The sequence below is a fragment of the Sphingomonas sp. genome (genome assembly GCF_048594985.1).
Taxonomy (GTDB): domain Bacteria; phylum Pseudomonadota; class Alphaproteobacteria; order Sphingomonadales; family Sphingomonadaceae; genus Sphingomonas_I.
Genome location: NZ_JBMDXG010000139.1, coordinates 1 through 19,612, shown reverse-complemented (window position 1 = coordinate 19,612; position 19,612 = coordinate 1). Strand labels below are relative to the sequence as shown.

General features: G+C 65.2%; 17 protein-coding genes and 1 pseudogene. 9 read left to right on the top strand and 9 right to left on the bottom strand.

The window, feature by feature from the left end:
- A partial coding sequence (locus ACOJSF_RS05470; RefSeq protein WP_420141213.1) for a TonB-dependent receptor plug domain-containing protein occupies positions 1-533 on the bottom strand: 533 nt, incomplete at its 3' end.
- Positions 534-735: 202 nt separating this feature from the next.
- Here ACOJSF_RS05470 and ACOJSF_RS05465 point away from each other — a divergent pair.
- Together ACOJSF_RS05465 and ACOJSF_RS05460 are read left to right on the top strand one after the other, a co-directional pair.
- Positions 736-2,415, top strand: coding sequence for an arylsulfatase (locus tag ACOJSF_RS05465; RefSeq protein WP_420141214.1), 1,680 nt, complete (start codon positions 736-738; stop codon positions 2,413-2,415).
- 26 nt (positions 2,416-2,441) lie between these two features.
- Positions 2,442-3,263: an SUMF1/EgtB/PvdO family nonheme iron enzyme gene (locus tag ACOJSF_RS05460; RefSeq protein WP_420141212.1), complete on the top strand. Its 822-nt coding sequence runs from the start codon at positions 2,442-2,444 to the stop codon at positions 3,261-3,263.
- Between the two features lie 320 nt (positions 3,264-3,583).
- Here the strand turns inward: ACOJSF_RS05460 and ACOJSF_RS05455 are convergent, their stop codons facing one another.
- Positions 3,584-4,732: a serine hydrolase domain-containing protein gene (locus ACOJSF_RS05455; protein WP_420141211.1), complete on the bottom strand. Its 1,149-nt coding sequence runs from the start codon at positions 4,730-4,732 to the stop codon at positions 3,584-3,586.
- Between the two features lie 1,059 nt (positions 4,733-5,791).
- Between ACOJSF_RS05455 and ACOJSF_RS05450 the strand changes: the two genes are divergently transcribed.
- Positions 5,792-6,184, top strand: coding sequence for a DUF6968 family protein (locus ACOJSF_RS05450; RefSeq protein WP_420141210.1), 393 nt, complete (start codon positions 5,792-5,794; stop codon positions 6,182-6,184).
- Positions 6,185-6,275: 91 nt separating this feature from the next.
- Here ACOJSF_RS05450 and ACOJSF_RS05445 read toward each other — a convergent pair whose 3' ends face one another.
- Positions 6,276-6,983 (bottom strand): IS6 family transposase, encoded by a 708-nt coding sequence (locus ACOJSF_RS05445; protein WP_420141209.1) that lies wholly within the window; start codon positions 6,981-6,983, stop codon positions 6,276-6,278.
- A 301-nt stretch (positions 6,984-7,284) separates the two neighbouring features.
- On the opposite strand from ACOJSF_RS05445, the pseudogene ACOJSF_RS05440 reads away from it, so the two are divergent.
- Positions 7,285-8,354 (top strand): annotated as a pseudogene (locus tag ACOJSF_RS05440) (NAD(P)H-dependent flavin oxidoreductase).
- A gap of 47 nt (positions 8,355-8,401) precedes the next feature.
- Here the strand turns inward: ACOJSF_RS05440 and ACOJSF_RS05435 are convergent.
- Genes ACOJSF_RS05435 through ACOJSF_RS05425 form a run of 3 tightly spaced genes read right to left on the bottom strand, consistent with a single transcriptional unit; the run spans position 8,402 to position 10,495 of the window.
- Positions 8,402-9,307: a sigma-70 family RNA polymerase sigma factor gene (locus ACOJSF_RS05435; protein ID WP_420141208.1), complete on the bottom strand. Its 906-nt coding sequence runs from the start codon at positions 9,305-9,307 to the stop codon at positions 8,402-8,404.
- Positions 9,294-9,737, bottom strand: coding sequence for a hypothetical protein (locus ACOJSF_RS05430; protein WP_420141207.1), 444 nt, complete (start codon positions 9,735-9,737; stop codon positions 9,294-9,296). Before ACOJSF_RS05430 ends, ACOJSF_RS05435 begins: the two co-directional genes overlap by 14 nt.
- Positions 9,734-10,495 (bottom strand): SDR family oxidoreductase, encoded by a 762-nt coding sequence (locus ACOJSF_RS05425; protein ID WP_420141206.1) that lies wholly within the window; start codon positions 10,493-10,495, stop codon positions 9,734-9,736. Before ACOJSF_RS05425 ends, ACOJSF_RS05430 begins: the two co-directional genes overlap by 4 nt.
- Before the next feature lie 162 nt (positions 10,496-10,657).
- Between ACOJSF_RS05425 and ACOJSF_RS05420 the strand changes: the two genes are divergently transcribed.
- Positions 10,658-11,113: a carboxymuconolactone decarboxylase family protein gene (locus ACOJSF_RS05420; protein ID WP_420141205.1), complete on the top strand. Its 456-nt coding sequence runs from the start codon at positions 10,658-10,660 to the stop codon at positions 11,111-11,113.
- A 112-nt stretch (positions 11,114-11,225) separates the two neighbouring features.
- On the opposite strand, the gene ACOJSF_RS05415 is transcribed toward ACOJSF_RS05420, so the two are convergent.
- The 3 genes from ACOJSF_RS05415 to ACOJSF_RS05405 all read right to left on the bottom strand — a co-directional run bounded on the left by ACOJSF_RS05415 (position 11,226) and on the right by ACOJSF_RS05405 (position 14,013).
- The gene (locus tag ACOJSF_RS05415) at positions 11,226-11,858 is read right to left on the bottom strand and encodes a tyrosine-type recombinase/integrase (RefSeq protein WP_420141204.1); all 633 of its coding nucleotides are present in this window, start codon (positions 11,856-11,858) and stop codon (positions 11,226-11,228) included.
- 173 nt (positions 11,859-12,031) lie between these two features.
- Complete coding sequence (locus ACOJSF_RS05410) at positions 12,032-13,273, bottom strand: sensor histidine kinase (RefSeq protein WP_420141203.1); 1,242 nt, start codon at positions 13,271-13,273, stop codon at positions 12,032-12,034.
- 86 nt (positions 13,274-13,359) lie between these two features.
- Positions 13,360-14,013, bottom strand: coding sequence for a response regulator transcription factor (locus tag ACOJSF_RS05405; RefSeq protein ID WP_420141202.1), 654 nt, complete (start codon positions 14,011-14,013; stop codon positions 13,360-13,362).
- A gap of 50 nt (positions 14,014-14,063) precedes the next feature.
- On the opposite strand from ACOJSF_RS05405, the gene ACOJSF_RS05400 reads away from it, so the two are divergent.
- The 4 genes from ACOJSF_RS05400 to ACOJSF_RS05385 all read left to right on the top strand — a co-directional run.
- Positions 14,064-15,149, top strand: a complete 1,086-nt coding sequence (locus ACOJSF_RS05400) for an efflux RND transporter periplasmic adaptor subunit (protein WP_420141201.1) — start codon at positions 14,064-14,066, stop codon at positions 15,147-15,149.
- Between the two features lies 1 nt (position 15,150).
- Entirely contained in the window at positions 15,151-18,219 is a 3,069-nt protein-coding gene (locus ACOJSF_RS05395; RefSeq protein WP_420141200.1) for an efflux RND transporter permease subunit, read from the top strand.
- The gene (locus tag ACOJSF_RS05390; RefSeq protein ID WP_420141199.1) at positions 18,216-18,518 is read left to right on the top strand and encodes a DUF3240 family protein; all 303 of its coding nucleotides are present in this window, start codon (positions 18,216-18,218) and stop codon (positions 18,516-18,518) included. Before ACOJSF_RS05395 ends, ACOJSF_RS05390 begins: the two co-directional genes overlap by 4 nt.
- On the top strand, positions 18,515-19,612 hold a 1,098-nt coding region (locus ACOJSF_RS05385; RefSeq protein ID WP_420141198.1), incomplete at its 3' end, for a TolC family protein. The genes ACOJSF_RS05390 and ACOJSF_RS05385, both read left to right, overlap by 4 nt.

The window sequence follows — 19,612 nt, the reverse complement described above, 5'->3', positions numbered from 1 at the left end:
GTACTGATCACCTCCGCACCGGCCGAGGTGTTCTTACCGAACAGGGTGCCCTGCGGACCGCGCAGGATCTCGACCCGATCGAGATCGACCAGGTCGAACACGGTCTGGCCGGGACGGGCGAGATAGACCTGATCGAGATAGACGCCGACCGCCGGCTCGAGCCCGTCATTATAGACCGACACGTTGTTGCCGAGCCCGCGGATGTTGATGCTCGTGTTGCGCGGGTTGGTCACGGTGACCACCAGGCTGGGGGCCAGCTGCTGCACGTCGCGCAAGTTGAAGGTGCGGGTGGCCTCGAGCTGGTTGCCGCCGAATGCGCTGATCGCGACCGGCACGTCCTGGCTGCGTTCCTGGCGGCGGCGGGCGGTGACGAGCACGTCACCCGTGGACCCGCTGTCCGCATCGGCGCGCTCCCGAGCAGCCCCCGCGACCGAGGCCGGCGCGGTGATCGCCAGATTGGCTTCCTGCGCCTGCGCCGTCGTCGCAACCATCGGCAGCGCCGACCAGAGCAACCATTGAACCTTCGAAGTCATGAGCCCTCCCTGCGCCGCATCCCGACGGCCGGTGCGCTGGCTAGGAAGGAAGGTGCGCGTGACGCCAACAAGATTTCCTACTGATATAGTAGGGAATCTCTTTCTTGTTCGAAGCGGGGTGTCGGCCCCTTATCGTGCGTCCGCACACGGGAGGGATTTCACCTTGGGCAAGAAGATCACGACGTTCGCCTTGGCCGCCACGATGCTGGCCGGCACCGTTTCGACCGGGGCTGAGGCACGGACCAAAGACGACGCCTCGCAGCGTCCGAACATCCTGCTGATTGTTGCCGACGATCTCGGCTGGTCCGATCTCGGCGCATTCGGCGGAGAGGTGGACACGCCCAACCTCGACAAGCTGGCGCTGGCGGGCGTGCGCTTCACCGGCTTCCACACCGCACCGACCTGTTCGCCGACGCGCGCCATGCTGATGAGCGGGGTCGATAACCATCAATCCGGCTTGGGCACGATGGCGGAGATGCTGACGCCGGCCGAGCGAGGGCGACCGGGCTACGAAGGCTATCTCAACGATCGCGTAGCCAGCGTGGCCGAAGTGCTGCGTGGTGGCGGCTACCGCACGCTAATGGCGGGCAAGTGGCACCTTGGCCTGACCGAGGAGCGTTCACCCGCGGCCCGCGGCTTCGATCGCTCATTCGCGTTGCTGCAGGGCCTGGGTAATTACTTCGGGGCGGACCAGAACGATGCCTGGGGCAAGGTTCAACGCGCCAGCTATCGCGAAGGGCTGCAGAGCGTGCCCTATCCGGAGGGCCGCTACTCGACCGACCTCTTCGCCGACAAGCTGATCGGCTATCTGAAGGACACGCGCGGGCAGAAGAAGCCGTTCTTCGCCTACCTCGCTTTCTCCGCCCCGCACTGGCCGCTGATGGCGCCTGATGCCGACATCGCGAAGTATAAGGGGCGCTATGATGCGGGGTACGACGTGCTGCGCGAACAAAGGCTGGCGCGGCAAAAGGCGCTCGGCCTGATTCCCGCAGATGCCCGTCCGCACCCCTTGGTCGGTGCCAAGCCGTGGGCCGAGCTGACCGCAGCGGAACGGGCCGACCAGGCACGCCGGATGGAGGTCTACGCGGCGATGGTCGACCGGCTAGATCGCAACGTCGGACGCGTGCTCGACCAGCTGCGCAAAACCGGCGAACTCGACAACACGCTGATCCTGTTCACCTCCGACAATGGTCCCGAGGGCAACGTGATCAACGCGCCAACCGGCGGCGTTGCCAACCATCCTCCAGAGGTGATCGCCGCATTGGGGATCGACAACAGCGTCACCAACATCGGGCGTGGCAACTCCTACGTCGGCTATGGGCCGGGCTGGGCGCAGGCCAACTCCACGCCGTCGTGGCTGGTGAAGGGATACACGACCGAGGGCGGGATCCGCGCGGTCGCGTTCGCGAGCGGCAAGGGTGTGACCGGCGGGCGCATCTCGAACGCCTTGCTGCACATCACTGACTTCGCGCCGACCATCGCGGAAGAAGCGGCCGTGACGCAGCCGACCGAAGTCGCCGGTCATTCCGTTCTCCCATACCAAGGCAAAAGCCTGGTTCCTCTGCTGAACGCTTCGGTGGAAAGCGTGCGCACCGATGCTGAAACCGTATCGTGGGAGCTGTTCTACGGTCGCGCGATCCGCCGCGGCAGCTGGAAGGCGGTGTGGCTGTCGCTGCTACGCTCACGCTATCTGCGCAGCCAGTCCGAAGCAGGACGCTGGCAGCTGTTCGATCTGTCGCGCGATCCCGGCGAGACCACCGACCTTGCCAGCGCACAGCCTGACGTCCTGCGCCAGCTGACCGATTCCTGGAATCGCTATGCCGCCGAAAAGGGTGTGGCGCTGCCCGCAGCGGCGACGGCGGCGGCGACGGGCCAGCCGTGAGGCGTCATCGATCGGCCTTCCTCGCATTGTGTGCACTTATTGCGGCGGGCCTGCTCGCCGCCGGAGCGGTACCGCCCGCCGATCCGATCGCGACCATACCCGCGGGCGCCGTCCTGCTCGGGGAGGACGGCGTCGATGCACCCGGGACGAGGACCGACGTGGTTGCGTTCCGGATCGACACGCACGAGGTGACGAATCGGCAATTCGCCCGCTTCGTGGCCGCGACCGGGCATGTCACCCAGGCCGAGCGTGACGGCGCCGCGCCCGTCTTCGTCATGCCCGAGCAGCCGGTATCCTTGTCGGCGCCATCGAGCTGGTGGAGCATGGTTCACGGCGCGGACTGGCGACACCCGACCGGGCCCACCAGCGGCATCGCCGGGCATGAGGACGATCCCGTGGTGCAGGTCAGCTATGACGACGCCTGGGCCTATGCGCGATGGGCCGGCGGAACGCTACCGTCGGCGGAGCAGTGGGAGCGGGCGGCGCGTGCCGAGCAACGCAGCTCGCGCTCGGCGCTCGATTGGATTTTCGGTCCCTCACGACAACCGCTCGCCAACAGCTGGCAAGGGGTGTTCCCGCTCCGCGACACCGGAGAGGACGGCCACGTGGGAATTGCGCCGGTCGCCAGCTATCCGGCGAACGTGTTCGGCGTCTACGACATGGTCGGTAACGTCTGGGAATGGACGAGCGCGCCGACTGCCGGCGGCGGTCGCCTGATCAAGGGCGGATCGTTTCTATGCGCGGCAAATTACTGCGCCAATTACCGCCCCGCCGGCTGGCAGGCCCAGGAGCACGACCTGGGCGCGTCTCATATCGGCTTTCGCGTAGTCTACCAACTTGAGGGCTGATCGGCTTCGCCTACAAGTTTCTGCGCCCGGATCAGACATTCGCCGACGTTATTACGGTTTTCCGTTTCCAGACGATATGACTCCAACGCTGGCGGCCACCTCCGTCGAGGGAGCTCGATTTACATGCTTGGCCCGTTTTCTAACGTCGGCCTTTAGCTTTGGGGGCGGCAGGTTCAACGCGGGCAGGCGTTCTGCGACTATTCGGGATGGCAGCTTTTGTCCCCAATGTTGGTCGGATCGACCGCCGCTCAAAGGCCGAATTAACCAACGGCAGATCTCGGGATCGCGCCGAGCCGGGCGCAGTGACCGCTACGGGGCGCTTAGCTGTCGCCTTGGAAGCCATACTCCCAGCGGTACGGCACGCCAGTTTCTCCGAGCGCCGCCCGCACCAAAGCTGGAAAAGCCCTCTCAATGCGAACGTCGTTGCCGAGAATCAAAACGCATCGGCGGCCACGTTCCAGGCAGACAAGCGTATTCGCCGTCACGTCGTTGTGTCCGCCTTTCAGCCAGCCGGGACCCTGCGGCCCCCTGAAGGCGATTACGCCCAAGGCTGCCCTGGCACTGGTTCGCTCGCCAGGCGGCGCGTCGTCCTGCAGCGTGGGGAACTGCGTCCTTCCGGTGATCACCTGCGTCCCACGCGAGAATTCCGCGCGCCACGCTGCTGGCAAACCATAACCTCGAACCATCGCGGCGGCCATTCGCGCAAGATCGGCGATCGTCGTGTCCATCGATCCGGCTGCGCGGACGCGGCTGCGATCATCATGCCGCTCGACTTTGCCGCTCTCGTCCCATCCGTCGGCGAGGTTCGTTCCGAAACTGTCCTGCCAGACCAGCGAGGTCCGGCTCATGCCAAGCGGATGGAAGAAGCGGCGCTGCAGCTCTTCCTCCACGCTCAGGCCCAAGCCCCTCTCGATGCCAAACTGAAGAAGAGAAATGCCCTCGCCGGAGTAAGCGTAGCGGCTGCCAGGATTGAAGTGAAAGCGCAGCTTCCCGTCGGGTTCGAGCGACGAGAAATTGGCAAACCCGGTGGCATGGTTGAGCGCGTGGCGCGGGGTAACCTGTCTCCACCGTCCGTCGCCCGCCAGATCTCCCCATGCCCCGTAAGCGTCGATGTTGCCGTAAGAAGGGATCGGCTGCGGCAGCAACGATGCGATGGGTCGATCGAGATCAAGCTCTTTCTCGGCTGCCAGCTGCGCGACCAAGTATCCGAATACCGCCTTGGTCAACGAGGCCCCGTACATGGTCGTGTCGGGGGTCAGCGGATCTCCCCTGGCATTCCGTGCGCCATATGCGCGAACGGAGACCACTTTGCCGTTGTCGATAAGCGCCACGGCCACGCCTTTGGCCCCGGTTTTCGCCATGGCGGCGTGGACCGCTGGATCGATATCGCGAGCCATGGGAAAGCTGGCACGTGCTGCTTCGCCGCCCACTAGCGCGGTCAGCCCGAGAAGAGCGAGGCGGCAGCTCATACGCAAGATTTTCCCTTCCGCCTTCGGCAACCCCGAACCGGCAAGTGCTACTGCACAAATCCCAAAACTCTGAAGCTGTCAAACCTCTCCCATCGTGAGCAATATGCGTCGAAAGCATCTGTCCAAAATGAATAGCGTAGCCGAGAACTACTGCTCATCACGGTGTACCGAGCCTCCGCTTTCAGGATCGTGACGGCGCAAATGAACGGCTGTAAGTGGGGCGCCTAGCCGCCGATCGATCCGGACCGGCTCGGATGTCCGCTAAAGCCCCATTAGCTGTCGCTGCCTCGAGCCGCTGCGTCGCTCACATGGGTTTCCAATCCGCTTAGGACCCTCCCCATCTTTTGAGTAGAGGATGCCTCGGGATCGGCTTGCTCGCGCTTTTTCTCTGCTTATGCCTCCCGTTCACGATATGTGTTTCGAAGGTGCAGCTCACGCGAGCTAAGTCGCCTGACAGCACGCTGATCGCTAGCGTGTTTGAGATAAATGGCGGCGCAACAACCGACTTCGCTTATGAACAAAATCAGGCGTAAATGACGCGAGGGCGCCCTGTGGTGGGATGGAGTAGGGTCAGCTTGGCGAGATCAGGGGCGGCAGCCAAGCACCCAGTAGCGGACGCTCCGCATGCTTCTTAGAGAGCGGCAGCTGGAGCCGCGCCGAGTGCGGCTGAGCGGACGCTGTGAGGGCACTAGCGGTCGCATGCTTAACGGATTGGCGGAACTCTAACCCGCTGGGGTGCGGCTTACCGCCAGCTTGCGCCGGCGTTGCTGCCGATACACATTGCCCTCGAGGAGGGTAATTAGTTGTTTAAGTGCAAACCGATGAAATCATTACGCTCGATGTTGCAGTTTGCGTTGCTGGCAGAGTATCGGGGCGCTATGGATTTTCCTGTAGAGAAGGCTGTAAGCGCAATGGCGGTATATTGATCGCGGGCTGGATCGGAATTTGATATTTTTGCTATGCCTCCTCCTTCAAACATCAAAAATAACACGGTACTGTCAATGTATATCTTCTGAACCAAAGTGGGAGCATAATCAGTAGGCTAAGCATGGAGAAGAAATGGATGTGAGCAGGATTGCAAGAGATGAGGTTTTAGAAAATCCGATAGCGATGCGTGCTCTCGATTTGTATGATAAGGGCAAAACCACGATTGCGATAGGCGCGCCTTTTCCCGTTGATAAATCAAACGAAGAGTTTTGGTGTCATTATCAAATTGTTGGAATCGGCAAAGAAAGGATTAAAAAGGGTATAGGGATTGATGCGGTGCAAGCGCTTTGTATGGCCCTCTACAATGCCAGCAATGATTTATACTTTTCGGATGAATACCGAGAGGGCAAGCTGGCGTGGGAAGGCGGTATGACGATCGCAGACCTTGGACTCCCTGTGTCTGACGGTATGCTGGAAGATGTTCGAGAGATTAAATCTCAGGTCGAGGCATCAAAGCAGCAATAGCCAATGAATGGTGCTATGAGTCTCGCGGGTGCTGTCAGTCTAATTCTAACTCGTCTCTGACAGCTGCGGTTGTGGCTTTGTGAGGTGGAGATCAGGCCATGAGGATCTGCCACTCGGCCAAGGCGGCCGAGCGGCGTTCACGGCAGGTCTGGCGGTCGATCAGATGGCGTTCGAGATTGAAGTGGTTGTGGACGTTGGCATGGACGCTCGCGAACTTTTGTAAGGTCTTCATTCGCCTGAAGCGCAGCATCGCCCGCTCCCGTCGTCGGAAGGGCAGGTGCGAGTTCTCGACCCGGTTATTGGCGTGGCGGCCCACCTGTTGTTTGCTGGCATCGCCCAACTCGTCCATCGCCGTTTTGTACGATCGCAGGCCGTCGGTGGTGATCGCCTCGGGCGAGCCGTGCCGCTTAAGCGCCTTCTTCATGAAGCGGAGAGCAGCGCCCTTATCGCGTGTCGTGGTGACGTAGCTCTCGAGCACCTCGCCCTCGTGATCGACCGCGCGCCAGAGATACTTCATCTCGCCGCCGATCTTCACGTACATCTCGTCCAAGTGCCAGCGCCAATGACGGAAGCCCCGCATCCGGCTCACTCGTTGGCGGCGGATGTCGGCCGCGAACAGCGGGCCGAATCTGTTCCACCACAGCCTGACCGTTTCATGGCAAACGTCGATCCCGCGCTCGAACAGCAGGTCCTCGACATTCCGCAGCGACAGCGGGAACCGCACGTACATCATCACCACCAGCCGGATCACCTCAGGGGACGAGTTGAAGTAGCGAAACGGGTTCCCAGCCTTGCTCATGACGGCCCGCTAGCAGGCCTCAGCTCCGCCCCGCCAGTTGCTTTGACAGAGTCCTGCTGGCCGCTCTGCTGGCCTGCGGCCTGCTTCCGCACCTGACCGTGAACCTGCTCGAAATGGCGGGCAGGTGGAGCTATTCGGTTCCGCAAGCGGCTGCTCTGGTCGGGGTCGCCCTTCGCTGCGCAGCTGAATAAGCGTCGGCTTTGAGGAAATCGTGAAGCGGCGTTAAATGACTGCTTGTGGGTCGGTGCTGACGTTGACCTGACCGGTTGCACTAGCATGCGCTGAGGCGCATCCCTCCGCGATGACGCCGTTGCCGCAGCTCGCAATGACTATCCCGATCGTGCAGGCACCCATGGCGGGTGTGTCTACGCCAGAGTTAGCGGCGGCCGTCTCGAACGCTGGAGCGCTAGGCTCGATCAGCATCGGTGCTGTCGACGTCGCGATTGCCCGAACGATGATCGAGGCGACGCGCGCCCGAACTGAGGGTCCGTTCAACGTCAATGTGTTCGTGCACGCGCCCGCCAAGCCTGATCATGGGCGTGAGCAGGCGTGGCTCGACGCACTGCAACCTGTGTTCAAGCGCTTCGGTGCGACTCCGCCTTCAGCGTTGCGGACGATCTACAAGAGCTTCGCCGATGACGACGACGCTTTGTCGATGCTGATCGAGACGGCTCCTCCGGTGGTGAGCTTCCACTTCGGGCTGCCAAGTGCCGACCGCATTGGTGCCTTGAAGCGGGCGGGCTGCGTCCTGCTCGCCTCGGCGACGAGCCTGCATGAAGCACGCGCGGTGGAGGCCGCAGGCATCGACATCATCGTTGCGCAGGGATGGGAAGCGGGAGGGCATCGTGGCGTGTTCGATCCGATCGCACCCGACGATCGGCTGGGCACGATGGCGCTTACCCGCCTCCTGGTGACCCGATCGACGTTGCCTGTCATCGCAGCTGGCGGCATCATGGATGGTGCGGGTATTCGCGCATCGCTCTCGCTGGGCGCGGTTGCAGCCCAGCTCGGCACCGCATTCATCGCCTGTCCGGAGAGCAGCGCCGATGAGGCTTATCGCGCGGCTCTCCGCGGCCCTGGCGCTTATCATACGACAATGACGCGCGTCATATCAGGCCGTCCTGCGCGGTGCATAGCCAATGAGTTCACAGCATGGGGGCTGGCGCGCCGGGCGCGGTGCCCGACTATCCTATCGCCTATGATGCCGGCAAAGCGCTGAACCTAGCCGCAAAGGCGGCCGCGGAATTCGGGTTTGGCGCGCAGTGGGCGGGACAGGGTGCGCCCCTCTACCGGGAACTGCCTGCAGCGGAGCTCGTCGCTGTGCTTTGGAGCGAGGCAATGCAGACGGCCACAACCGCTATGAACGAGTGACCGCTTTCAGCACGCGACCTAATGCCACTGAACGGCCGCTTAGTGGGTCATTGCACATCCCCGACCGTACCATTCGCTTCCCTCTTGAGTGTCTCGTCGAGGTGGCGGAGCTTATCGGGATTACGGACGATGTAGATCGCAGCGATCCGACCATCGCGGACGTCGAGCGCGGTCGTCTGCAGTACGTTACCGCGATCGATGCTGACAAATCCGGGCAGCCCGTCGATGATGGCGGTGTGGAGAAGCATCGGCGGTGCCGCCTGCTTGCGCCGCTGCGCGACGAACAGGCGGAGCGCACGCTCGATGCCGCAAATGACGTTGTGGAAGGCGAGCACCCTGCCGCCGCCATCGGCATGGATCGCGACGTCGTTCGCCAGCATCTCGGACAGCGCGGTGGCGTCGCCGTCACGCGCGGCAGCGAAAAAGGCGCGGGCGATCCGATCGGCTTCGCTCGCAGCGACCGGATAGCGCGGACGCGCATGCTGGACGTGCTTGCGTGCCCGCGCGGCAAGCTGGCGCACCGCCGCCGGCTCGCGGCCGAGGATAGCCGCGACCTCCGTCAGCGGCGTGTCGAACACGTCGTGAAGCAGGAAGGCAGCGCGCTCGAGCGGCGACAGTCGCTCCATCGCCATCATCAGCGTGAGCGTGACGTCGTCGGCGATCGTCTCTTCTGGCTCGCTGGTGCCGATCAGCGGCTCGGGCAGCCAGGCACCGACATAGGTCTCGCGCCGGGCGCGAGCGGACTTCAGCTGGTCGAGGCAGAGACGCGTGACGATGCGGGTCAGATAGGCCGCGGGCGTGTCGACGCTCGCATCATTCCGGGCCCAGCGCAGCCAGGTCTCCTGGACTACGTCCTCCGCCTCGCCCAGCGAACCGAGCATGCGGTAGCCGAGGCGCAGCAGCCGGGGACGCTGCGCCTCGAAATCGGCAAGACGTTCGTCAGCGTGCGTCACGGACACCCTCCGTGGGACGAGTTTCGCGGATGCCCCGCCGCGCATCCTGCCACGCCCAGAGCGCCAGCGCCGCGGTCAGTATAGCCGGCAGCGTCACCGCCGGGAAATCCTGGACCAGCGCGCTCGTCCCGCAAATGCCGACTGCCACCTCCCACACGTGAAACAAGGCGTGCCCCGCCAGCCACAGCGCGGCCGCGGACCAGAGCGCGACACGCGCCGCCGGGCGGGCGACACCGGCGAGCAGGGCGATGGCGACCAGGATGAAGATCAGCCCGATATCGCGTAGGAAGTGCTGGTTGAACGGACCGGTGGTGGTGACGCCGGGCACTGCGAAATACCAGTTTGCTGGGGACAGCAGCATGAAGATGCCATTGGCGCCAGCCCCGACACCGAGCAGCCCCGCGAGGGCGAGGGAAAGATGCCGGTTCATGCGGCGTGCTCCGGCGTTGTCGCGTGCAGCCATGCTTCGAACCGCGTCGGCATGATCCGCCCGCCGGAACCGGGAACCAGCGTCGCGTCATTCGCGGGAGCACCGAAATAGTTGCGACCGGCAGTGACGATGATGCGGCGTGGATCGTCATGGGCGCCGAGCCAGCTGGCGGTGAACTCGGCAAGCGGCGCGCGCTCGGGCCCGGCGATCTCCACGATCCCGTTGGCCGGAGCAGCCATCGCCACCTCGGCGAGCATAGCCGACACGTCGGCCGCGGCGACGGGCTGAAGCGCGATGTTCGGTAGGGAGACCCCATCGTCGCGCGTGTAGCCGTCCGCGATCGTCGCCAGGAACTCGAAGAACTGGGTCGCGCGCACAATCGTGAACGGAATGCCGGCTGCGGCGATGAGCTGCTCCTGCGCGAGCTTCGCGCGGAAATAGCCTGACGCCTGGAGTCGGTCGGTGCCGACCACAGAAAGCGCGACAATATGGCCCACCCCGGCGTCCCGCGATGCCGCCACGATGTTCGTCGTCGTTCCGCGAAAGAAGGATAGTGCCGCCTCATTCTCGAACGAGGGGGCGTTGCTGACGTCGATCACCACCGACGCGCCGGCCAGCGCCTCTGCAAGGCCGGCGCCGGTGAGTGCGTCGATACCGCCGCTCGGCGATGCAGCGACGACCTCATGGCCCGCCTTGCGCAACAAGCCGACGAGCGGGCGGCCGATCAGGCCGGTGCCACCGATGACGACGATCTTCATGTCCGTGTCTCCCATGCAGTTTCCTACCCACATGACGAGGCGGCCAAGCGGGTGTGACATGGAGGAGCGAAGAAAAAGATGCGCACCAGATGTCACGGCGTGCGGCCGCATCTCGTCACGTCGGCAAGCGCCGGAGGTCGGCGTGGACGACGAGGATACATCATGACCGATATCAAGCGTCTGAACTGGTACGAAGTCGCGCCGGAAGGCGCCAAGACCCTGCTCGGCGTACATCACTACGTGACGAAGAGCACCGACCTTCCCGAAGAGCTCATCCATCTGATCTTCCTGCGCGTCTCACAGATCAATGGGTGCGCGCATTGCATCGACATGCACACCCGCGATCTGCTCAAGACGATGTCGATCGACAAGGTGACACTTGTCCCCGTCTGGGCCGAAGTGCCGCACCTGTTCCCGGATCGATATCGCGCAGCGCTAGCCTGGACCGAGGAGGTGACCAACGTCAGCATTACCCACGCCTCCGACGAGGCCTATGCCGCCGCCGCCGCTGCATTCGCGCCGAAGGATTTTGTCGACCTGACGATTACCATAGCGGCGATGAACGCCTTCAATCGGTTGGGCGCGCCGTTCCGCCTGCCGGTAGCGGCGAAGCCGTGAACTCCGGACAGGGCGCGAGCATGTCTCGCGCTCGCGCTCCGCATTTAGGATGAACAAGCGTCCGAACTTAGGCCAGCGGCACGGGTGAGCGAACGACCGCTTGTGGGTCCCCTCAGACCTCTGTGCGTTCGGCGAGCTCGAGCGCGTCCTCCACATCAACGCCGAGGTAGCGCACCGCGCTGTCGATCTTGGCATGGCCGAGAAGGATCTGAACGGCGCGGAGGTTGCCCGTCGCTTTGTAGATGATCGATGCCCTCGTCCGCCGAAGCGAGTGCGTCCCGTAATCCTGAGCCGGGAGGCCGATGCCGACCACCCACTCGTGCACGAGGCGGGCATATTGCCGTGTATTCAATTGCGCCATGTAGTCGTTTCGGCTGGGGAAGACGAAGTCGTTCAACGTGCCGCCGCGACGCTCCAGCCACGCACGCATCGTCTTCCTATCCGTATCCATCAGCTCAAATTGAACAGGCCGCTTGGTTTTCTGCTGCACGATGACGGCGCGATCACGGACACGCCCGCCTGAAACCAGATCGCCAATGCGTACCCGAACCACATCACAACCGCGGAGTTTGCTGTCGATAGCCAAGTCAAAGAGGGCCCGATCCCGCAACCGCCGGTGTTGATCGAGCCAGAAGCGAATAGCCCAGACCTGCTGCTGTTTGAGCGCTCGCTTCGCGCCGATCAATCGGCCCTCATTCCAAGGTCGAAGTGCATCAAACGCCGGGTCCATTGATGAGTGACCCATCACTCATCTCCTCCGCACCGAATCCGTACAAGTAGAATGACTAACTGCGGTAAACCAAGGTTCCGAAACATAGTGCATGCTCGGCTGGCAGCACGCATGAATGTTTGGTCGGACGTGGGGAGATCGAACGCGCGGCTGGGCGTCGCTTCGGTCAACCAAGTCGCGTCGCGCGTTTAAAGACGTGGCAGTCGCACGAGGGCGTTCAAACCCCGACCTGCGGTAGCGTCGAGAAGTTCAAGCCTGCCTCCGTAAAGGGCGACAATATCACGGGCTACCGCGAGCCCAAGGCCAGCTCCAGGGGCGCTGTCGTCCAGGCGAACCCCCACCTCGAGAACGCGAGTCCGCGCCTGATCCGGAACGCCGGGCCCGTCGTCGGACACCAGTATATCGATCGTGTCGGTGCTACTTGAGGCACTGATCCGCACGGTCGATCTCGCCCACTTGCAGGCATTATCAATCAGATTGGAGAGAATCTCGGCTAAGTCGCCGGGATCGCATGGCACCGAAAGTGCGGGCGGCACCTCGTTGATGATCGACAGCCTGCGTTCGGCGTGGAGTCGGCGGAGCGCTTGTACGATCTGGCCGACGAACAGGCTCAGATCGCCGACTATGCCGGTGCCGCGGGCCCCGGCTGCCGCTGCGCGCTTCATCTGGTAATCGATCTGGCGCTGCATCCGATGGCACTGATCGAGGATGAAACGAGCGGCATCGCCCTTGCCCACCTCGGCAAGCTGCTCGGCCTCACCCGTCACCAGCGCGAGCGGAGTGCGGAGATTGTGAGCCAGATTGCCGGCTTCGATCCGTGCGCGCGAAACGAGCGCGGTCTGCGCCTCTATCAGTTCGTTCAGGCGGCCGACCGTGCCGGCGAACTCGCTCGGCACCATCTCGGGCAGCCGCCGGCGCTCACCCCGGCGTAGCTCGTCAATCCAGCCGGCGAGACGCTCGGTCGGGCGCAGGCCATAGCGAACCTGCAGCGCCGCCCCGGTCAACATCAACGCGGCGAACGCGCCGAGCGACGCTGTGAGGTCAGTTCGAAACGCCGCCAGCTCGGCATCAAGAACCCGACCCGAAGCGGTGATCGAAAGCAGCAGCTTGCCAGCGCCCGGACGATCGATCCGCAGCAGAGATTCACCATGATCGCTCGTCCACACCGGCGCACCGGGTCGATCGGTGCGCGCTGGCGCGAGATGGTGCCCCGCAAGCGACTCCGATACCAGCACCGGGCGACCCCGCCGCTCGATCTGCCAGTAGAAGCCCGAGCGCGGCTCCTGAAAGCGTGGATCGGACAGCGGCCGATCGAGCCTCGGCTGATTGCTTTCGGGATGGAGCGTAAGGGTCGTCAACTCGTCGAGATGATTGGTCAGGTCGCTGACGAAGGTGTGCGTGACGTGGCGGCGGTACAGGCCGCTGATCACGAAGCCCGCGATCAATGTCCCGATGCCGACCCACAGCAGCGACGCGATCGCGAAGCGGAAACGCAGGCTGTGGGCGCGGCCTCTCGTCATGGGATCAGGCGGTAGCCGAAGCCACGCACGGTGGCGATCCGTTGCCGCCCGATCTTGCGACGCAGCCGGCCGACCAGCACCTCCACGGTATTCGGATCACGCTCAGCCTCGAGTGCATAGAGCCGATCGAGAATGGCATCGCGCGACAGCGTGCGCTTCGGCTCCAGCAGGAAGGCGCGGAGCAGGCGGAACTCGTTGGGGGTGAGCTCGATTGGCGTGCCCGCCAGCCACGCCTCTCGCGTCCCGGTATCCAGCGCCAGCGGGCCCTCTTCCAGCCGTGCCACGAGATGTCCGGCGGTGCGACGGGCAAGCGCGTGCAGTCGAGCGATCAATTCCTCGGCACGTACCGGCTTCACCAGGAAATCATCGGCCCCGGCGTTGAGGCCCTCGACCTTCTCCTCCCAGCTGCCCCGCGCGGTGAGGATCAGGATCGGCACCGCCAATCCACGTCGTCGAAGCAGTCGGACAAGGTCGAGCCCGCCCATGCCCGGCAGGCCGAGATCGACGATCACCACGTTGAAGCCCTGTTCGGCAAAGTCCGCGGCATCCTCGGCGTTTGGTAGCCATTCGGCGGTGATGCCGGCGCGGGCGAGGCTGGCGATCGTGCGCCGGGCCAGCTCCGGCTCGTCCTCGATCATCAGGATTCGCATGGCCGGCCACTGACAGCATTTCAGCAGCTTTGCCAGCTAGGGAGGAAGCCGTGCCTTTCCTCCGATCCGCCCGCATATCTGCCTTCCTGCTCGCCGCGGCGCTGACCAGCTGCTCCGGGGGCAACGAGGCCAAGGCGCCCGAACCCACGCCCAGGGCTGCGCCCGGCGCGATCGAGCTGAACGACGAGCAAATCTCGCGGCTCGATATCCGCCTCGTCACGGCTGAGCCGGCGCGCGACGTTCCTGTCGCCGACGTGCCGGCAACGATCGCGCCGCCGCCCAATGCGCGCGTCGCGGTCGCGGCGACTATTCCCGGCGTGGTGACGCGGACGATGGTGGTCGAGGGGCAGCAGGTCCGTGCCGGTCAGGCGCTGGCGGTGGTCGCGAGCCGGGAGGTGCTGACGATGCAGGCATTGCTGGAGCAGGCCTCGGCGCGCGCGGGCGTCTCGCGCGCTGCCGCCCGCCGGCTTGATCAGCTTGCGCGCGAAGGCGTGATCGCCGGCGCACGCGCGGACGAAGCGGCCGCCTCGCGCCGCGAAGCCGAGGCCGAGCTCAATGAGCAGCGCCGCACGCTCGCCTTGATCAATGCCGGGCGCGGGGGCGGCACCTATAGGCTCGTCGCCCCGATCGCCGGCACGATCACCAAGGCCTCGATCCAGACCGGGATGCCGGTCGACGGCGCCAGCGCGCCTTATGTGATCGATGCCGCCGGCCAATATGAATTGACCGCGCAACTGCCCGAACGGCTGATTGGCGCGATCCGGCCCGGTATGTCGGTAATGCTGGAGGGCAGCTCGGGCACCGTCACCAGTGTCGGCTCGACCGTCGACGCCGAGACGCGCTCGGTACCGCTACGCGCGAAAATCCCCGCCGCGCCCGGCCTCGTCGCCGGCCGCGCGACCATGGTCACCCTGACGAAACCGAGCGAGGCGGGTGCGATCGCCGTGCCAACCGACGCCGTGGTGATGATCGAGGGCAAGCCGGTCGTGTTCGTTCGCACGGCCACGGGCTTCATCCGTCGCGCCGTGGACAGTGCGGGCGCTGCCGGCGATCGCACCGTGCTTCTCGCTGGCGTCAAGGCGGGCGAGCAGGTCGCGGTTTCGGGCACGAGCGAACTCAAGGCGCTGGCCAACTGAGATGCTACGCGCGCTTGTCGCCCGGTCGCTTTCCTATCGCCTGCTCGTGCTTGCGCTTGCGCTGGTCACGGCGGGGCTCGGCGCCTGGGCCTTCTCGACGCTGCCGGTCGATGCCTATCCGGATATCGCCCAGACGCAGGTGAAGATCATCCTCAAGGCCCCCGGCATGACGCCCGAGGAGGTCGAAACCCGGATCATCGCCCCGATCGAGCTGGAAATGCTCGGCCTGCCGCGCCAGGCGGTGCTCCGCTCCACAGCCAAGTACGCCATCGCCGACGTCACGATCGATTTCGACGAAGGCACCGACATCTACTGGGCGCGCCAGCAAGTGAGCGAGCGGCTGGCCGGCGTGATGAAGGATATGCCGGAGAGTGTCTCCGGTGGGCTCGCTCCAATTTCGACGCCGCTCTCCGAAGTTTACATGTTCACGATTGAGGGTCCGCTGTCGCTCGCCGAGAAGCGCGAGCTGCTCGACTGGACGATCCGCCCGGCGCTGCGCACCGTGCCGGGCGTCGCTGACGTGAACGTGCTCGGCGGGCATGTCCGGACATACGAGGTCCGCCCCGATCCCGTCCGCCTCGCCGCCGCCGGCCTGACCCTCGAGGAAGTGGCGCAGGCCGTCGAGCGCGGCAACCGCAACGATGGCGCGGGCCGCCTCTCCCGCGGCGACGAAGCGTTGATCGTCCGCGCGGTCGGCGCGGTGCGTGATGCGGGCGATCTGCGCCAGATGGTGATCGTCGCGAAGAACGAGCGGATCGTGCGGCTGGGCGATGTCGCTACGGTCGGCGCCGGCAGCCTCACCCGCTATGGCGGCCTCACCCGCAACGGCAGGGAAACGGTCGAAGGGCTCGTGCTCGCCCTGCGTGGCGCCGATGCGCGCAAGGTCGTCGATGGCGTCGAGGGCCAGCTCGAGACGCTGCGCGCGGGACTGCCGCGCGGCGTGACGCTCGATGTGTTCTACAATCGCTCCGATCTGATCGAGCATGCCGTGGGCACAGTGCAGGAGGCGTTGCTTGAGGCGATCGTCCTGGTCGTCGTGCTGCTCGTCCTCTTCCTCGGCGATTGGCGCGCGGCGGCGATCGTCGCGACCACATTGCCGATGGCGGCGCTGATTACCTTCCTTGCGATGCGCTACATGGGGATGTCGGCGAACCTGATGAGCCTCGGCGGGCTCGCCATCGCGATCGGCATGCTGGTCGATGGCGCCGTGGTGGTGGTCGAGAATGTCGTCGATCGGCTGGCGCATGTGCGCGACGAGACGGTACCGCGCCTCAATATCGTCTTCCGCGCGACGGCCGAGGTGATCGTGCCGGTGTCGGCCGGGCTCGTCATTATCGCGCTCGTCTTCCTGCCACTGCTTTCACTCCAGGGGCTGGAAGGGAAACTGTTCGCGCCGGTCGCGCTCACGATCATGTTCTCGCTCGCTGCAGCGCTGCTGCTCTCGTTAACCCTGGTCCCGGTGCTTGCTTCCTATGGGCTGAAGAGCGGCCAACATGGCACGCCGTGGATCATGCGCCTGCTCGCGCCCCGCTATCATGCACTGCTGGACGGTGCCTTCGCACGCAAGCTGATCGTCTACGCCTTCGCGGGTGCCGGGCTGATGCTCGCGGTGATCGCGTATGGCCGCGTCGGCAAGACGTTCATGCCGACAATGGACGAGGGCGCGGTCGTAATGCAGACGGCCAAGCTGCCCTCGATCGGCCTCACCCGCACGCTCGCGCTGGACGGCAAGGTCGAGGATGCGATCATCGCCGCTGTGCCCGAGGTGGAGCGCATTGTCGCGCGCAACGGCGTGGACGAGATCGGCCTCGACGCGATGGGTCTGAACGAAACCGACATGTTTATGGCGCTGAAACCGCGCGCCGATTGGGGCGGCAGCAAGGAAGACATTGTCGATGCTATCCGCAAGGTGATGGAGAGCATTCCGGGGATCGAGCCGGTCTTCACCCAGCCGATCGAGATGCGCGTGTCCGAAATGTTGACCGGATCGCGCGGCGATCTGGCGATCAAGATCTTCGGGCCCGATCTGGGGACCCTTTCCGGGCTCGCCGGCCGGATCGAGGCGACCTTGCGTGAGGTCCGCGGCGCCTCGGAAGTCGTTACGGCCGCCAACAGCGAGGTCGACTATCTCCAGCTCGATGTCGATCGTGCCGCCGCCGGCCGCTTCGGCATGCCGATCGATACATTCGAGGATACGCTGCGCGCGCAGGTCGAAGGCTTGCCTGCCGGCCAGGTGATTGAGGCACAAAAGCGTATTCCCGTGCTGATCAAGGGCGATGACGTGGTGCGCGGCGATCCCGCCCGCTTCCGCGACATGCAGCTGGTGACGCCGACCGGCACGGTCGCGCGCGTCAGCGATCTGGCGCGGGTGACGGAGACGCGTGGGCCCGTGATCCTAAGCCACGAGAGCGGCGGCCGCTTCGCGCTGGTGCAGGCATTCGTATCCGGTCGCGACCTCGTCGGCTTCGTTGAGGAGGCGAAGGCGAAGGTCGCCGCGGAAGTGACATTGCCCGATGGCTATCGCCTCGTCTGGGGCGGCCAGTTCGAAAACCAGCAGCGCGCCGCGGCGCGGCTGATGCTGGTCGTGCCGGCGGCCTTGCTGATGATCTTCTTCGTGCTGCTCGGCACGCTCAAGTCGCTGCGTGGCGCGCTGCTGATCGTTGCCAACATCCCATTCGCGGCGGTCGGCGGGATCGTGTCGTTGTGGATCTCGGGCGATTTCCTCTCGGTGCCCGCCTCGGTCGGCTTCATCGCCCTGCTCGGCATCGCCGTGCTCAACGGGCTCGTCCTAGTCTCCTACTTCCGCCACCTGCGCGAGGAAGGCGTGTCGCTGGCCGATGCGGTACGGCTGGGGGCCGAGCGGCGGCTGCGGCCGGTTCTAATGACCGCGTCGATCACCGCCTTCGGCCTCGTCCCCTTGCTGTTCGCGACCGGGCCGGGATCGGAAATCCAAAAGCCGCTCGCGATTGTCGTGATCGGCGGGCTCGTCACCTCGACCCTGCTCACGCTTGTGCTGCTGCCGCTGCTGTACGAACGCTTCGGCGAGAGCCAGGCGGAGCGCGCACGATGACCGAGCGAGTGCTGCTCAGCCTCGCCTGCGCCTCGGCGGATGTCGAGCCGATCGTCGACGCGCTCCGTGCCCTGTACTCGGCGCCGATCCATGTACGTGAGGAATCGGTGCGCGGGCTCGACTTCGCCGATGCCGGCACCGCCGAGCGGGTCAGCGGTGCGCTCCGCCGCAGCGCGATCGAACTCACGGTCGATCGGGCGGAGGTGGAGCGGCTGGTCGAGGCCGTGGCCGGATCGCGCCGCCGCCTGCCCGTCCGTTGGGTCGCGCTGCCCGTGCTGCAGGAAGGACGGCTTGCATGAGATCTTGGCTCGCCCTCGCCTTAGTCCTGCCGACGCCGCTGGCCGCGCAGACCGACCTGCCGCCCCCGGAACAGGTCAAGGAAGCGCTCGAACGGGCGCCCTCGGTCGGCGCGGCCGATGCCAGGATCGAGGCCGCGCGCGGTAGCGCCGAGGCGCTCCGGGTCGGCCCCCACGAGGTGATGCTCCAGGGCACGATCTCGCGCCGCCGCGCCGTGCTCGAAGATCGCGACTTCCAGGAGTTCGACGGCACCGTTAGCCGCGCGATCCGGCTACCGGGCAAGGCGCCGCTCGATCGCAAGGCGGGCGCGCTCGGCGTCGAGGTGGCGAACAACCGCGCCGAGGATGCGCGCCATCAGGCAGCCCTGTCGCTGGCCGAGCTCTGGTATCGCTGGCTGGGCGCGAGCGCACGGCAGCGCACCGCCGCGGCTACACTCGTCAATCTGGAGACGGCGGCGCGGGCAGTCGATCGGCGCGTGGCGTTGCGCGATGCCGCCATCCTCGATGCCGATCAGGCGCGCGCGGCAGTAGCGACGGCCGCGCTTCGCGCCGGTGAGGCTGTCGCGGCGCGCGATCGCGCGCGGGCCGAGCTGGCGGCGCCCTTTCCCGATCTGCCGCTCCCACCCAAGGCCCCCGAGATCGTCGTCAATGAACTGCCCGACTCCACGCTGGAGATACTGGCGGAGCAGGCGATCGAGCGCAGCCACGACATCACCGCCGCCAAACGTGAATCCGAACGGCAGAGCATACTCGCCCGTCGCGCGAAGCTCGATCGCATTCCCGATCCCTTGCTCGGCTTTCGTGCCTTTCAGGAACGCGGCGGACAGGAGAAGGGGCTTGGCGTCTATGTCTCGGTCCCGTTCGGGGGCGGCTATCGCAAGGCGCTGGCCGATCAGGCGGCAGGCGAGGCGCGCGCCGCCGTCGCCGAGGTGGCCGCCGTCCGTCGGGAAGTGGAGGCACATTCGGCTGGCGACCTCGCCGAGACCCGCGCCCGCCTCAGCGCCTGGCGCAGCGCGCGCGAGGCTGTAACCCGCGCCGAGGCCGCGGCCGCCAAGGCCGTGCGCGGCCAGCAGGCCGGCGCGATCGACCTCGCCGAT